Genomic DNA, 15,350 nt, shown 5'->3' with positions numbered 1-15,350 from the left:
CAAAAGGAATCGAAATGGTAAACTGGCTAGGAGGAAAATCATGACTGTAACGATATACGATGTGGCAAGAGAAGCGAACGTATCTATGGCAACGGTTTCGCGAGTTGTCAATGGAAACCCGAACGTTAAACCGGTGACACGCAAAAAAGTTCTAACAACGATACAAGAGCTTGGCTATCGCCCGAATGCGGTGGCCCGCGGATTGGCGAGCAAAAAAACAACAACGGTCGGCGCCATTATCCCGGATATTTCCAGCATCTTTTTTGCTGAATTGGCACGTGGCATTGAAGATATTGCGACAATGTATAAATACAATATTATACTGAGTAATTCTGATCAAAATAAAGATAAAGAATTGCACTTGATCAATGCTATGTTGGAAAAGCAGGTGGACGGTATTTTATTTATGGGCGGTGATATATCAGAAGATCATGTGGAGCAGTTTCAAAGTTCATCGGTGCCGGTTGTTCTAGCAGCCACATACGACGAAACAAACAAAATTCCATCGGTGAACATCGACTATGAAGCTGCCGCATTTGAAGCAACAATGTATTTGCTGACCAAAGGAAATGATCGGGTTGCCTTTATTTCAGGTGTTGATGATACGTTGATTAATAGACAAAAATACAATGGCTATATGAGGGCGTTGGAGGAACAATCCATCTCTCCTGATGATGCATATATTCTCAAAGGTGACTATTCCTATGATTCAGGAATGGAAGCGGCAGAACAGCTTTTAACGAAAGAAGATCCGCCTGCTGCTGTATTTGTAGCATCCGATGAAATGGCACTGGGCGTTATTCATGGGGCACAGGATAAAGGCTATTGCGTGCCGAATGACCTTGAAGTTGTTGGGTTTGACAATACAAGACTGGCAACGATGGTCCGTCCAACGTTATCTACCATTGTCCAGCCAATGTATGATATTGGCGCTGTTGCCATGCGTCTGCTAACGAAATATATGAATAATGAAGAAGTCGAGGAGAATAAAGTCGTTCTTCCGCATCGGATTGTTGAAAGGGATTCAACAAACGAGTAAAAAGGCCGATATAAGAAAAGATGAAATGACCTTATGGCGGTTGCAACAGGTTATGGGTTGGAGAAATGCAAGGCAAGTGCCGGATAATGGAGAGCGACACTTGCCTTTCTACATGTTAATGGGGTTTTGTCGGGCGTATTTCATTGCACCTTGCATAATCTGCTCATTTTTTTCTGTTATTTCGGGTTCTCTTGGGATGTTTGGTACGATATGTTTTGAATCATGCCACATGTCTGGCAAAGTCACTGGTGATTCAGCTTGCCATTTCTTCAGCCACGGTTCCGGCAGCGCCCCTTGTTGAATGGTTCCCGTTTTCATGACATTCCAAATTTGAGCCCAAGTACGCGGTATGACTCGCCACATGTCGTACCCTCCCCCTCCGAGAGCTATCCAGCGTCCATTGCAGTATTCATGGGCTAATTCATGGGCAATCATCGGAATATGTTCAAATGTTGCGGTTGTAGCACATAAATGGGTGAGCGGATCGTATACATGAGCATCAGCCCCATTTTGTGTCAATATCACATCTGGTTTAAAAAACGCCGCCACATTTCGGAAGGCTGATTCGTAAACCGACAGAAAAGAATGATCTTCGGTGAAAGCATCAATGGGAATGTTGAATGAAAATCCATGCCCCTTTTTGATGCCGCGCTCATTAATACTTCCTGTTCCCGGAAATAGGTAGCGTCCGGTTTCATGGATGGAAAGCGTGCATACATTGGGATCATCATAGAAGGCTGATTGCACCCCATCACCATGATGAGCATCCGTATCCACATACAGCACTTTCAAATCATATTTTTCTCGAATGTATTGAATGGCAATGGCTCCGTCATTATAAATACAGAAACCGCTTGCTTTCTGTTTGAATCCGTGATGAAGACCACCGCCTAAATTCAATGCATGACACGATTCTCCTTGAAGAACTGTGTTCACAGCGGTCAATGTACCACCGACAAGATAACTGGATGCGTTATGCATATCGGAAAACATCGGCGTGTCCTCTGTTCCCAAACCGTATGCCATTCCTTGTTCCTCAGACAGTTGGCCAGTCCCTGCCTTTTTAACGGCATCAATGTATTCAGGTGTATGAAATAGCGCGATTTCATCGTCTGTTGCCTTTCGTGGTTCAATGATTTCTTGTGCTGTCAGTAAATCGCTAGCCTCCAGTAGATCCTTTGTCAAGGCGACCCGTTGTTGATTAAATGGATGATCTGAGTGAAAATGATACTTTATAAACTGATCTGTATAAATGAAAGCAGCAGTGCGGCATGTCATAGTTTGGGCTCCGCTATATTGTTCGGCCACATTAATTCGTAACCAGCATCACGCAAATCCTGTATTAACGGAACGGGGTTCATGGTTTGAACGCGAAAGACAAGTATTTTGTAATTAGGATCATCATTGAACGGGTACATGAGGACAGATGTTATATTTGTTTTGCGCTGTCCGAAAACGGCTGCCACTTCCGGTAGAATTCCGGGTTTGTGCGGAACTTTTACGTCGATCTGGGAACTTTGTACATTCGTTCCGGTTAATTGAATCATCGTATACAACATCTCTTTTTCTGTAACGATTCCTGTCAGCGTATCGTTGCTGACAACGGGGAGACAGGCAATGGCCTCATCATAGAAAACTTTGGCGATTTCTTCTACAAAATCCAATGGGTGGACGGTGATAACTGGTTGACTCATTATCGATTGCAGTTCATTTTTTAACAGGTGATGGTTGTTTTCCTCCATAAAAATAGATGGGGACGCCTCTTTAACATCACGGTCTGATACCAATCCGATCAATTGTTCATTATCATTAACTATAGGAATATGCCGGATATGATTTTCTCTTAACGTGTTTAAACCATCAGCTATTGTTGCTGTCGGGGGAAGCGTTATCACTTCTGTTTTCATAATCTTCTCAACGAGCATCTATAGAGCCTCCCTCATGTCATGGTATTGACTCCGTTGCAAAAATCGCAGTTCATCAAATTGGCTCACGGATGTTTCGGAAACGCGGGTGCCGATTCGAACCATCAAACAATTCGCCGGGTGAGAAATGATTTCCGGATCGTCGGTCGGTGCAGGAAGCAGACCGCCCGAGGCCATCATTTTTTCCATCACTTTCCGATAGTCCCATACACTCAGTCTCGTGCCATCAAGGTCCCAGTGCCAATAGTATTCGGTGGAAATAATGATATAGTTTTCCATGTATTCATCCATCATGGAGACGTCCAGCAGTCCTAAAGCTATCTTCGCACCTCGGTATTTAGGGATGACTTCTATGGCTCCCAATTCCATCAAATCTTCCATGTTGTATTCCGACCAACGTTCCATTGGATCAGGATGCAAATACGTAACATAACCTATGATGGTCCCCTCTGTTCTAGCAATAATAATCCTTCCTTCCGGGCAATCGGCGATGCTCTGGATGGCTTCAAATTGGTTGGGAGCCGGACGGAAAGCAACCAGATGTTCATGGAAATGGTACGTTCCTAATTCCGCTGATGAAAGTGGTCCTTCAATGACAATCGGACCATCAGGCGTATCGCGTATGTCGTAATGATATGTTTTCTCGTGCTTCAATGGTTCACCACCTTGTTTTTAACTGATCCTTCCTGTTTCTGGTTTCCATTATACAGAATAATAGTTTTATTTTTTAGTGTTGAAAAAATAAAAATGAAGAAAAAACGAAGAGGCATAGCGTTCCTCTTCGTTCATCAGTTGCTGTTTTAGTGCTAATCATTGGTCTCGTCATTATTTTTTTGACTGTCATCATTGTTATTCCCGTCTTTTTCATCATCGCCGCTTTTCTGTTCCTTACCAGGCTCAGAGACATTACCGGCAATGACGTCGTTGGATGTTTGTGATTCCAGCCCGAAATAATCAACGGCTTTAACACGGAACACCCCCTTTTGACCGGAAAACGTGAATGATGTTTCTGTTGTGTTACCAACAAGCTGAAAAGAATCGCCAGGCTTGCTGGCACGATAAATGCGATAACCGACAACGTCATTACTATTTGAATCCTGCCATGTCAGCTTGTTGCCGGAAATGGAAACGGAACCAGGTGCGGACGGGTTCTGACCATCATCCTCGATTGTTTTGCTGCTGACATCTGAGGGCGGTAGTCCAATCTTTTTCCAAGCATCTTGATTGGTGCTTGGATATAGCGCAGAAAGGTCATTGAGTTGGTCATACCCTTTCCTTTCCAGAAAATCGGGATTAAAGGTAATACCATCGCCTTCCACAAATTCATTAGGAGTATTGGCTCCGGCAATGACGGCTTTGCCATCCATCATGACAAAAGAGCCTCTCATCAGGCTGTCATCTTTCTCGGTTGGTACATATTTGGCATTAAATATATCAGTTTGGATCAATCCAGTTTCTTCACATAATTTGGATGGACGTTTCCCCGAAATGGCGCAGTAACTGCGGGAGACAATTCCACCCGGGCGTTCAAAGCTTTGATCAGGTGCCACCAGATCCGGATTGATATCCGATGCTGCATTGATCAATTTTGCCCACAGTTTTTCGTTTCTTTGGCTGTAACTTAATGAACACGAACGACATCGAATACTTTTTTCTTCGCTGTAGCCAGTCCAAACCCCCATGGAGACATTTGGATTCACTCCGACGAACCAAGCATCTTTATAATTTTGTGAGGTACCAGTTTTGCCGGCCCAATCAACACCATTATATTTTAGTTGTGATTGTAGATACGTCCCTGTTCCCCGGTCGATAACATCCCGCATGACATCCAACGTTAAGTACGCTGTCTGCGGTGAAAATACATCAACTGGATTTGGTTTATGCTCAAAAATGGTGTTGCCTTCCTGATCTGTTATCGTTTCAATGACATGCGCATCCACAAACTTTCCTTGGTTGGCAAAGGTTGCAAAGGCATTGACATTTTCTTCAACGGTAACGCCTGTATTTGTCCCCCCAATACTGAGCGACAGATGTTTGTATTCCTCATCACCAATGGTAGTAATCCCCATTGGATTCAGGAATTCATTGACCGGATCCTGATCTCTAATGCGATCATAGGTTTTCACCGCCGGGATGTTATATGAGTTGTAGAGAGCCTTTCTTGCTGGAACAATGCCGTGATAGCCACCGGCATAGTTTTGCGGTGTATAAGGCCCTGCTGATGTCGAATAGGTTGTCGGGATATCAGCAATCGGTGTTCCCGGTTGGACAATCCCTTTTTCAAATGCCGGTGCATAGGTGAGAATTGGCTTCATGGTACTTCCGTTTGATCGTTCACCCTGAAAGGCAAAATTGAAAGAACTGTTTTTATCAAAATTCCGTCCACCGACAAAGCTGATAATCCGACCGGTTTTATTTTCGATCAGAATACCGCCTGTCTGGATCTGCTGAGTGATTTTTTTTCGTTCGCCGGTTTCATCGTCCGTTATATACCCCGTCCAATCTGGGCCGTAATAATTATAGTTTTTAGCTGTTTTTTGAAAGGCGTCTTGCATATTTTGATTAATGGTTGTTTGAATGTCGTATCCATTTTGTCGAAGCGCCCGGTCAGCACGCGTGGCGTATTCTTCCATTAATTTATCATCATTCTTCAGATCCTGCATCGTATAACCATCATCTTTGGCCAATTTTTCCTGAATAATTTCTTTGGCACGCTTCTGTGCCAATTGGGTCAGGTATGGATACGCTTCAGCAGGTGTTGATGATTTTTCGGTAAAATCGTTTACAATGTCATAATTTCGTGCTTGGTTGTATTGTTTTTTCGTAATAAAGTCTGCATCATACATTCTTTTCAATACAGTATTCATCCGGTTGATTCCAGGCTGAATCCCTTTTTTGCTTTTTAGCCCGCCTTTGTTTTGAAAGGGTGTGTAGTAGGAAGGACTTTGCGGCAAACCAGCAAGATAAGCCGCTTGTGCCAGATTAATATCCGAAGCGTCTACACCGAATATGCCCTTTGCGGCAGTCTGAATGCCAGCAATATTGTCACCCGAAGCATTACGACCATAAGGAACAACATTTAAATAGGCTTCCAGGATGTCATCTTTGTCGAAGAAGCGCTCCAGGCGCATGGCAATTAAAATTTCTTTTGCTTTACGTTCAAAAGACACCTCGTTGGTCAGTATCTGATTTTTGACGAGCTGCTGGGTGATTGTGCTTCCACCTGATTGCGTTGAAGCACTTGTCACTTGTTGAACGAGGGCACGTACGATGGCTTTTGGCACCACGCCATCATGTTCGTAAAAATATTTATCTTCGGTGGCAATGACAGCATGTTGTAAAACGTCTGGCACTTGCTCCAGTGACGTTTCCTCACGGTACAAATCATTGCGTATATCCCCAATATATGTATTATCGGCAAAGTAAAGAGATGACGTTTCTTCATAGTTGTAAATGTTTTGTTCCATGCTGTCGTACGCCCGTACAGGTTCGTCTTTAACAAGGGATGCGAAATAGCCTGCACCGACACCGCCGACAAAAAATACACTTATAATTATAATCATTAGGAAAAATAAAATAATATTCCAAACGACATCATAACTAATGCGTGATGTTTGTTGAATTCGGCCTGATTGCCAGACGGATTGCGCTTTTTCTGTATAACGATGTGAACGAATTCTGTCCCATGTTGTTTGAAGTTTTTTTATATATTTTTGCCATGATTGCTTGATGTTCACTATAAAACCTCCCCTGAATCAAACCTATTATAGCATAGCAGCATCATCCGTTGTATATTAAGTTGCTGCAGAAATATTGCATTTATATGACAGATATGGTAAGAATGAATGGATAATAATAAATCATAAGCACTGAAAGATCGGAGTAGCTGTGCAAATCCCTTTTCAGAGAGCTGACGGGTGGTGGAAGTCAGTATATATTTGCAAGTGAATTACAATCTGGAGCTTTTCTTTTTTAGGAATAGGTATATATCTCGTTTGTTTGATTATGCCTTGTCCTTGAGAAGACGGCGTCAACACCGTTATGAATCCTGAAGTGGCACAACGATTCATGTGCAACAAGGGTGGTACCGCGAGTACAATACTCGTCCCTTAGCTTATGCAAGGGGCGTTTTTTTATTTTCGGTGAAGTGAAATGATGCGAGATTTGACAAAGTGGAGGTATAAAAATGGATATTCTACATGACCTTGAAGAACGTGGGCTTGTTCAACAGACAACAGACAGAGAAGCTTTAAGAACCCATTTAAACGAGAATCAGGTAACCTTGTACTGTGGATTTGATCCGACGGGCGACAGTTTGCATATTGGCCATTTGTTACCGATTATTATGCTGAAACGCTTCCAACGGGCCGGCCACAAGCCAATTGCTTTAATTGGTGGGGGAACGGGAATGATAGGCGATCCGAGCGGCCGGTCATCCGAGCGTTCTTTGAATGAAGCATCGGTAGTACTTAGGTATTCGGAAAACATTAAGCAGCAACTGGGCCGATTGCTTAACTTTGACAGTGGGACCAATGCAGCACGTGCTCGGAATAATCATGACTGGCTCAGCAATATGACGATTATTGATTTTCTCCGTGACGCGGGTAAACACTTTGGCATTAATTATATGCTAGGCAAAGAATCGGTGTCAGCCCGAATTGAAGAAGGGATTTCGTATACCGAATTCAGCTACATGATTCTCCAGTCGCTTGATTATCTGAAATTGTACCAAGAAGAAAACTGCAGCCTGCAAATTGGTGGCAGTGATCAATGGGGCAATATTACAGCTGGCATGGAACTGATCCGTCGTTCCCGGGAATCGGAAGAAGAAGACGCGGATGTATTTGGGTTGACCGTCCCGCTGATTACCAAAGCGGATGGCAGTAAATTTGGCAAGACAGCAGGCGGGGCCATTTGGCTTGATCCGCAAAAAACAACACCATATGAATTTTACCAGTTTTGGATCAATACGGATGACCGTGATGTCATGAAGTTTTTGCATTATTTTACATTCGTGGAGCAGGATGAATTGGATGAATTGCAGAAGGAACTGGACAACCGTCCGGAACAACGGTTAGCACAAAAACGGCTGGCTGAAGAAATGACCATAATGGTCCATAGTGATGAAGATATGCACCAAGCCCAAAAAATAACCGATTCTTTGTTCAGTGGTAATTTAAAAGATTTATCTGTGGATGATATTCAGCAAGGGTTCAAGGATGTACCGACCTATGACATGGCGAAGGAGGATATCGGTTTGATTGATTTGCTTGTAAATGCGTCCATTGCCTCATCTAAACGCCAGGCACGGGAAGATATCCAAAATGGAGCCATCTACATTAACGGCGAACGACGGCAGGATTTACAATATGTTGTGGGCGACTCCGACCGCATTGGAGGCCAATTTTCGATTATCCGGCGTGGCAAGAAAAAATACTTTTTAGTCCATTTCATCTAGAGCAACAACAGGATGCCTGAATTGGTTTCGAAAATAAAAACCCTGAACCTTCTTCGGAAAGGTTTCAGGGTTTTTATTTACTGAATTTGTTACATTAACGAGAGTAGAATTCAACGATAAGCGCTTCGTTAATTTCGGCAGGAAGCTCGGAACGTTCAGGATAACGGGTATAGCTCCCTTCCTTTTTATCCTCATCAAATGTCAGATAGTCCGGTACAAAGTTATTCACTTCGATGGCTTCATCAACGATGTCCAAGTTTTGAGAACGTTCACGAAGACTGATGACCTGACCAGGTTTTGTGCTGTAGGATGGGATATCAACACGTCCGCCATCCACTTTAATATGGCCATGGTTTACCATTTGGCGTGCCTGACGGCGTGTACGGGCAAGGCCAAGACGGTATACAAGGTTGTCCAGGCGGGATTCAAGGAGAATCATGAAATTTTCGCCATGAACACCTTTCATTTTTCCGGCTTTCATAAACAGGCTGAGGAATTGACGTTCATTCAGCCCATACATGAAGCGAAGTTTTTGTTTTTCTTGCAGTTGCAACCCATATTCAGACATTTTTTTGCGCTGATTAGGTCCATGCTCACCTGGAGCATAAGGGCGTTTTTCAAGTTCTTTGCCGGTTCCGGTTAATGAAATGCCGAGGCGGCGGGATTTTTTCCAGTCAGATCCCTTAATTGGTGCCATAGGACATTTCCTCCTTTGTTATTGGTTTATTTGCATAAAATAAACGACCGTGTTCCTGATCATTGTCCATTTTGTTTTCATGTACCATCGCTCCAGCAGCAGAGAGTTACGTGATACACCTCTTTCATAAATGGATTGATTCCGTATGTTATGCAGTGTCTGAGTCGTTTTTTGTTCCGTTTGCCATAGTTTATTTGCAAGAGGAACAAAATGGGGGCAATGCCGGTTCACATAGGCTACTTTTTTATTTTACACAACCAATAGTATATAACCTATAAATCGGGAAGTCAACCATTGTACTTTCTTTTTCGATTCCGCTATTCAAAGGTTCTGTATGGGCACTTTTAACAGAATGTCTTTACAATGAAAGCCGGTCAATAAAGTAAGGTGTTCTATTTTTCTGTGATAAATTGTTTTAACTCCGCTGTAAATGTCTCCAGATAAAATTGATCAGTTTCGTCAAAGCGATTGATGTTCGGACTGTCGATATCAAGAACACCAAAGATCTGACCATTCATAAAAAGTGGTACAACTATTTCCGACTGGCTGGCACTGTCACAGGCGATATGGCCGGGAAATGCTGCAACATCAGGAACCCTTTTTGTCACCTGTTCCTTAATGGCCGTGCCACAGACACCTTTTCCATAAGCGATCCGTATACATGCTGGAAGTCCCTGGAATGGGCCGAGAACCAATTCGCTGTCATGGTCATTCCAGATATAGAATCCGACCCAATTCACTTCATCAAGAAATTGGTTTAACAGTGCAGAGGCGTTCGATAACAAAGCAATTGTATCTGTTTCATCTTCGGATAGTGCCTGTAATTGGTTGATAAGACGTTTGTAATCGTTTGTTCGGTCACCTGAGTAAGAATCCCTTTGAAACATAATCATTTCCTTTCTAGTACCCATATCGTTTTATTGTTCGACAGGAAGATGATAATTGTCGAGCGATTATGGGAGGATTTTTGCTTATTTCGTCGTAAGAAGCAGGTAAGGAGTTGAATAGGCATGAAAAAGAATCCAACGAAACAAAACGTTATTGATGCAGCATCGTCGTTATTTTTTCAGCACGGTTTTCACGGAACATCCGTCAGAGATATTGCGGCCAAAGCCAATGTCAATGTGTCTTTAATCAGCTACTATTTCAACAGCAAGCAAGGGCTTCTCGAATATGCCGTCACCCAATATTATGAAACGTACTTGGAAACCATTGAGGCAAGCATGCAGCAAAATAAGTCACTGGCGCCCCTTCATCAGTTGAAGAATATAGTTGCAGATATCATACAGTACAAACAGGAGAACTATCAATTATCATGCTTTATACACCGTGAACTGTCACTTGACTCCGTATTTGTTCGAGAAGTGACCGTCACCTACTTGGCGAAAGAAAATTACTTGATCAGCCATGCGTTTTATGCCATTTTTGACGGGAAGAAGAGACACCAGCAAAAACAATTCTTTCTGATGCAATTAAAAGGGATGCTGGTGACTCCGTACGTCATGCGAAATGAATGGAAGGATCAGGTCATTGGTGACTTCTCTCACCAACAGTTTGTAAAACATTATACGCAAACAGTGGAGAAATGGCTTGATTTTGTCGTCTGGCAAGAAAACACGCAGAGTATTAAATAAAATGATTGTCAGAACGTGTGCAAAAAAGTTGTCGAATCAATTATTTTTTTGGATTTTTTTAGCCAAAAATGCTGTTGACGTGGTATTATTGCATTACTACTATTCTCGGTTTCAGAAAAAGAACTAAATTATTTTTATATTGAAAAATTCCTCTATCTGCTGGAATACGGTCAGGAGGCATTTTTATGGCATATGTCATAGGAATAATTGTATTAGCAGTCATTGCACTTATTATTGGATTGATTATGCGAAAACGTATTTATGATGTCGTTGATCGCCTTGAAACATGGAAGATGGATATTATGAATCGGAACATTGCCGCGGAACTGGGCCGCATTAAACGTTTGAATTTGTCCGGTGAAACACAGGATAAATTCGAGTCATGGAAAGCCCACTGGGAGCAGATTATCGCCAAAGACCTTCCTGATATTGAAGAATATTTTTTTGATGCGGAAGAAGCAGCGGACAAATATCGGTTTTCCAAGGCCAAAAAAACATTGCGGCATGCGGAGCAAACATTGGAAACGATTGAAAACGATATAGAAAAAATGCTTGGGGAACTTGAACATCTTATGAGCTCAGAGGAATCCGCACGCAAAGAGGCTGAAAAAATAGAACCAGATATAAAAGAATTGCGGAAATACCTAATTCAGAATCGGTTCTCATTCGGTGGAGCGGAGACAAGTTTTGAAGTGACACTGGACGAACTTGAAGACGAATTCAAACAATATTATGATCTTACCGAGGCAGGGAATTATTCTGAAGCCAGGGACCTTGCTGAACATGTAAAACAAAAATTGGATTCCCTTCATACTGAGATGGAGCAATTTCCTATTACCTACAAAAAATGCAAATATGACCTGCCGGAACAACTTGATGAGCTGTACAAAGGATTACGAGAGATGAAAAATGATGGCTACCGGATAGATCATCTCGATTTTGAAAAAGAATTATATGATTATCAGCACAGACTTACGGCATGCATGAAAGCTTTAGATAAAGGCGACACACAAGAAGCAAATAACATTATACCTGAAGTGGAAGAACGCATAGATGATATGTATCAGCTGCTTGAAAAGGAAGCACTCGCCAAAAATTATGTGGAAACGAAGATAAACAATTTCCGTGATCTGTTGCAATCCCTGGATAATGAATTCCAAATGACCAAAGAAGAAATAGAAACTTTGAAGCAAAGTTATTACGTTGAAGATAGTGATATGGAGAAATTTATCGCCTTGGATAGGTCCATAGCGCAACTGAAAAACCAGCTGGAAGAGATAACAAATGGATTGAAGCAGGAAAGTGCGGCGCATTCAGAATTACGGGATGAACTTGAACAGGGGTTTCAAGAGATAGAGGGGCTTCAGAAGACGCATGAATTATTAAAAGAAGGTATTCATAATCTGCGAAAGGATGAGATGGAAGCCAGGAAAAAGCTGGGGGAAATGAAAGATGAACTCTTTCATGTGAAGCGTAAATTAAAGAAAAGCAATATACCGGGGGTTCCGAGTTATATTTGGAATAAAGTGGAACATGCTGTTCAAAAAAATACACATGTATTTGACATCCTTGAAAAACAACCGCTTGATATGACAGAAGTGCAACAAGCTTTGTCCGAAGCGCAATCAGTTATTGGTGATGTCACAGAACAAACGGATACGATGCTTGATAAAGCCCATTTGACCGAACAGGTTATCCAATATGCCAATCGGTATCGAAGTCAAAATTCATCGTTGGCTTCTAAACTGTCGGAAGCAGAACGGCTGTTTCGTTCCTACGAATATGAACTCGCTCTAGAACAGGCTGCCAAAGCTGTTGAAGAGGCCGATCCAGGGTCGTTAAAACGAATCGAAGCATTTCAAAAGACTGCCAATTAACATGCCGTTTAAATAATGGTTCATTCCCCGGGTTATCCCGAAGTCATCAACTTAGATATAACGATAAGGAGTTATGCACATGATTTATTTGGACAATAGCGCAACGACGAGACCTGATCCTTCAGTTTTACACAGTTTTCAGCAAGTTTCTGAACATTTTTTTGCTAACCCCTCCAGTATCCATCCATTCGGCGGAGAAGCAGAGAAATTACTGCAGCGGTCAAAGGAACAGGCAGCCGAACTTTTGCAAGTGCAGCCGGATGAAATGATCTTTACTGCTGGAGGAACGGAGGGCAATAATCTTGCTGTTAAAGGAATTGCGTTGGAACACCGGAACCGGGGGAGCCATATCATTACAACGGAGGTGGAACATCCTTCTGTTCATGAAGCTTTTCACGGATTAGAGCGATTGGGGTTCACAGTTACGTATTTGCCGGTTGATGCTCAAGGTGTCGTATCTACTGATGATGTGCAGGACGCGATCACCGATGACACCATTTTAATCAGTGTCATGCATGTGAACAATGAAATTGGTTCTGTACAACCTGTTAAACAAATTGGAGAGGTCGCCAAACAGTATCCAAAGTTATTTTTCCATGTTGATAATGTGCAGGGAGTGGGCAAAGTGCCTTTGGATCTTGCTGAAAGTGGAATTGACTTATGCACGATTTCTGGACACAAATTGCATGGATTAAAAGGAACAGGCCTTCTTTATGTAAAAAATGGCACGACTCTTTTCCCGCTTTTTCATGGGGGTGGCCAGGAGAAGTCATTCCGGTCGGGAACAGAAAATGTCGCCGGTGCCGTATCATTGGTCAAAGCATTGCGACTGACCATTGAACGTCGAGAAGTCGGCATCCGGCATATGTCACAATTACAGGCACAGCTACGGGATAAGCTTTACACAATGGAAGATGTGCTGGTTAACACGCCTGAGCAAAAGGCAGCACCACATATTATGAACATATCGATTCCAGGTCTGAAACCGGAAGTTCTGATTCATATGCTTGGTGAGAAGGGCATTTATGTATCAACCAAATCAGCGTGTTCATCGAAAAGGGAAGACGAAAGCAAAATACTTGCAGCGTGTGGATATGGTCGGGATCGTTCCACATCGGCATTGCGCGTCAGTTTCTCGTATGATACAACAGAAGACGAAATAAATACCTTTTTTCAAGAGCTTAAAGAAGCCATCGGTCGATTTAAGGCAGTAATGGAGTAGATAGCAATGGAATACGATCATATATTAATACGCTATGGAGAAATGGCACTAAAAGGCAAAAATAGAAAAAGTTTTATACTTCAGCTGCAGAACAATTTAAAACAACAGCTGGAAGATTTCCCACATGCGGTGGTGAAACGGACTCAAGGAAGAATGTTTGTATTGTTGAATGGTCATGACTCGGAAGCAATCATTCACAAGTGTAAACAAGTATTTGGAATTCATAGCCTAAGCCCGGCTATTCAAGTCAGCAACGATGAAGATGAAATAAAGGCTGCTGCGCTTTGGGCATTACAACACGAACGTGATGTCCGCACGTTCAAAGTAACCGTAAAACGTATTGATAAAAACTTTCCAATCCGGTCACAGCAAATGAACCAAATACTGGGTGCTCATCTGCTCAGTTCTACCTCTGGTTTCTCGGTTGATGTCCATGAGCCTGATATGGAACTGAAGGTTGAAATCCGTAAAGAAGCAACGTATATCACGTCACGCATTATCCCCGGCCTAGGTGGGCTGCCAGTTGGCACATCCGGTAAAACGCTTCTGCTTTTATCCGGTGGAATCGACAGCCCAGTTGCAGGTTTTCTAACGATGAAACGCGGGGTCGAAATAGAGGCTGTTCATTTTCATTCTCCACCGTTCACAAGCGAACGTGCGAAACAAAAAGTGTTGGATTTGGCGGAAAAACTGACACACTATGGCAATACCATAAAGGTTCATATTGTTCCGTTCACCGATGTGCAGCAGCATATCCACCGTGAAATGCCTGAAAAATATGCTATGACAATTATGCGACGGATGATGATGCGTATCAGTGAGCAAATTTGCAAAAGAGAGTCGATTTTATCCATGTCTACCGGTGAAAGTCTGGGGCAAGTGGCAAGCCAGACGATGGAGAGCATGAATACCATCAATGAAGTGACGAATTACCCTGTTTTACGCCCGCTCGTTGCGATGGATAAAGATGACATCGTTAAGATTTCCAAGACCATTGCAACGTTTGATATTTCCATTCGTCCTTATGAAGATTGTTGTACCATTTTTGTTCCCAAGTCACCAAAAACAAGGCCTTCAAGAGAAAAGGTTAATGAGATTGAGGATCAGGCTGATTTTTCAGAACTACTGCGAAAAGCCGTTGATCACACCGATGTCGTCACATTAACCGGAAAAACAGGAACCGAAGATGTGTTTCACGATTTGTTTTAAATACAAAAAATAATTAACAGAAACTACCAGTTTAAAAAAGCCTCCCAGTACACAATATAGGGGTACAAGGAGGTGAAAAGACATGCCAAGTAATAACAGTTCAAATCAATTAGTCGTACCTGGTGCAGAACAGGCACTGAATCAAATGAAGACAGAAATTGCACAGGAATTTGGCGTTCAACTTGGTGCTGATACAACATCCCGTGGAAATGGATCTGTTGGCGGTGAGATCACAAAGCGCCTTGTGAACACTGCTGAACAACAATTTGGCGGCAACATGCCGCAATAA

Annotated in this window: 13 protein-coding genes and 1 other annotated feature; of the genes, 7 read left to right on the top strand and 6 right to left on the bottom strand. The window is 42.5% G+C overall.

The window, feature by feature from the left end:
- Positions 1-40: 40 nt before the first annotated feature.
- Complete coding sequence (ccpA, locus tag ABDZ72_RS01380) at positions 41-1,039, top strand: catabolite control protein A (protein ID WP_343750664.1); 999 nt, start codon at positions 41-43, stop codon at positions 1,037-1,039.
- 108 nt (positions 1,040-1,147) lie between these two features.
- On the opposite strand, the gene ABDZ72_RS01375 is transcribed toward ccpA, so the two are convergent.
- The 4 genes from ABDZ72_RS01375 to ABDZ72_RS01360 form a co-directional block, all read right to left on the bottom strand.
- Positions 1,148-2,317, bottom strand: a complete 1,170-nt coding sequence (locus tag ABDZ72_RS01375; protein ID WP_343750663.1) for an acetoin utilization protein AcuC — start codon at positions 2,315-2,317, stop codon at positions 1,148-1,150.
- Complete coding sequence (locus ABDZ72_RS01370) at positions 2,314-2,964, bottom strand: acetoin utilization AcuB family protein (protein WP_343750661.1); 651 nt, start codon at positions 2,962-2,964, stop codon at positions 2,314-2,316. The genes ABDZ72_RS01375 and ABDZ72_RS01370 overlap by 4 nt, the downstream gene beginning before the upstream one ends.
- Positions 2,965-3,618, bottom strand: a complete 654-nt coding sequence (locus ABDZ72_RS01365) for a GNAT family N-acetyltransferase (RefSeq protein ID WP_343750660.1) — start codon at positions 3,616-3,618, stop codon at positions 2,965-2,967.
- A 152-nt stretch (positions 3,619-3,770) separates the two neighbouring features.
- Positions 3,771-6,701: a transglycosylase domain-containing protein gene (locus ABDZ72_RS01360; protein ID WP_343750659.1), complete on the bottom strand. Its 2,931-nt coding sequence runs from the start codon at positions 6,699-6,701 to the stop codon at positions 3,771-3,773.
- A gap of 123 nt (positions 6,702-6,824) precedes the next feature.
- Positions 6,825-7,077 (top strand) — a binding site (T-box leader).
- 73 nt (positions 7,078-7,150) lie between these two features.
- Between ABDZ72_RS01360 and tyrS the strand changes: the two genes are divergently transcribed.
- Positions 7,151-8,422, top strand: a complete 1,272-nt coding sequence (tyrS, locus tag ABDZ72_RS01355) for a tyrosine--tRNA ligase (protein ID WP_343750658.1) — start codon at positions 7,151-7,153, stop codon at positions 8,420-8,422.
- A gap of 94 nt (positions 8,423-8,516) precedes the next feature.
- Here the strand turns inward: tyrS and rpsD are convergent, their stop codons facing one another.
- On the bottom strand, positions 8,517-9,119 hold the full coding sequence (rpsD, locus tag ABDZ72_RS01350) for a 30S ribosomal protein S4 (RefSeq protein WP_343750657.1): 603 nt from the start codon (positions 9,117-9,119) through the stop codon (positions 8,517-8,519).
- Positions 9,120-9,511: 392 nt separating this feature from the next.
- On the bottom strand, positions 9,512-10,006 hold the full coding sequence (locus ABDZ72_RS01345; protein ID WP_343750656.1) for a GAF domain-containing protein: 495 nt from the start codon (positions 10,004-10,006) through the stop codon (positions 9,512-9,514).
- 123 nt (positions 10,007-10,129) lie between these two features.
- Here ABDZ72_RS01345 and refZ point away from each other — a divergent pair, with 123 nt between their 5' ends.
- The 5 genes from refZ to ABDZ72_RS01320 all read left to right on the top strand — a co-directional run bounded on the left by refZ (position 10,130) and on the right by ABDZ72_RS01320 (position 15,350).
- Positions 10,130-10,753: a forespore capture DNA-binding protein RefZ gene (refZ, locus tag ABDZ72_RS01340; protein WP_343750655.1), complete on the top strand. Its 624-nt coding sequence runs from the start codon at positions 10,130-10,132 to the stop codon at positions 10,751-10,753.
- Positions 10,754-10,938: 185 nt separating this feature from the next.
- Positions 10,939-12,630 (top strand): septation ring formation regulator EzrA, encoded by a 1,692-nt coding sequence (ezrA, locus tag ABDZ72_RS01335; RefSeq protein ID WP_343750654.1) that lies wholly within the window; start codon positions 10,939-10,941, stop codon positions 12,628-12,630.
- Positions 12,631-12,709: 79 nt separating this feature from the next.
- Positions 12,710-13,852: a cysteine desulfurase family protein gene (locus tag ABDZ72_RS01330; protein ID WP_343750653.1), complete on the top strand. Its 1,143-nt coding sequence runs from the start codon at positions 12,710-12,712 to the stop codon at positions 13,850-13,852.
- Positions 13,853-13,858: 6 nt separating this feature from the next.
- Positions 13,859-15,061, top strand: coding sequence for a tRNA uracil 4-sulfurtransferase ThiI (gene thiI, locus ABDZ72_RS01325; protein ID WP_343750652.1), 1,203 nt, complete (start codon positions 13,859-13,861; stop codon positions 15,059-15,061).
- A gap of 82 nt (positions 15,062-15,143) precedes the next feature.
- Positions 15,144-15,350, top strand: a complete 207-nt coding sequence (locus tag ABDZ72_RS01320) for an alpha/beta-type small acid-soluble spore protein (protein WP_010532381.1) — start codon at positions 15,144-15,146, stop codon at positions 15,348-15,350.

Origin of the sequence: Lentibacillus halophilus (genome assembly GCF_039522485.1) — a bacterium.
Taxonomy (GTDB): domain Bacteria; phylum Bacillota; class Bacilli; order Bacillales; family Amphibacillaceae; genus Lentibacillus; species Lentibacillus halophilus.
The sequence above is the reverse complement of the archived record's forward strand: the minus strand, read 5'-3'. Positions and strand labels throughout refer to the sequence as shown.

What these genes read in the sequence shown, in the direction of transcription:
- ccpA (WP_343750664.1), top strand. Translation starts at nt 41, where the DNA reads ATGACTGTAACGATATACGATGTGGCAAGAGAAGCGAACGTATCTATG.
- ABDZ72_RS01375 (WP_343750663.1), bottom strand. Translation starts at nt 2,317, where the DNA reads ATGACATGCCGCACTGCTGCTTTCATTTATACAGATCAGTTTATAAAG.
- ABDZ72_RS01370 (WP_343750661.1), bottom strand. Translation starts at nt 2,964, where the DNA reads ATGCTCGTTGAGAAGATTATGAAAACAGAAGTGATAACGCTTCCCCCG.
- tyrS (WP_343750658.1), top strand. Translation starts at nt 7,151, where the DNA reads ATGGATATTCTACATGACCTTGAAGAACGTGGGCTTGTTCAACAGACA.
- rpsD (WP_343750657.1), bottom strand. Translation starts at nt 9,119, where the DNA reads ATGGCACCAATTAAGGGATCTGACTGGAAAAAATCCCGCCGCCTCGGC.
- ABDZ72_RS01345 (WP_343750656.1), bottom strand. Translation starts at nt 10,006, where the DNA reads ATGTTTCAAAGGGATTCTTACTCAGGTGACCGAACAAACGATTACAAA.
- refZ (WP_343750655.1), top strand. Translation starts at nt 10,130, where the DNA reads ATGAAAAAGAATCCAACGAAACAAAACGTTATTGATGCAGCATCGTCG.
- ezrA (WP_343750654.1), top strand. Translation starts at nt 10,939, where the DNA reads ATGGCATATGTCATAGGAATAATTGTATTAGCAGTCATTGCACTTATT.
- ABDZ72_RS01330 (WP_343750653.1), top strand. Translation starts at nt 12,710, where the DNA reads ATGATTTATTTGGACAATAGCGCAACGACGAGACCTGATCCTTCAGTT.
- thiI (WP_343750652.1), top strand. Translation starts at nt 13,859, where the DNA reads ATGGAATACGATCATATATTAATACGCTATGGAGAAATGGCACTAAAA.
- ABDZ72_RS01320 (WP_010532381.1), top strand. Translation starts at nt 15,144, where the DNA reads ATGCCAAGTAATAACAGTTCAAATCAATTAGTCGTACCTGGTGCAGAA.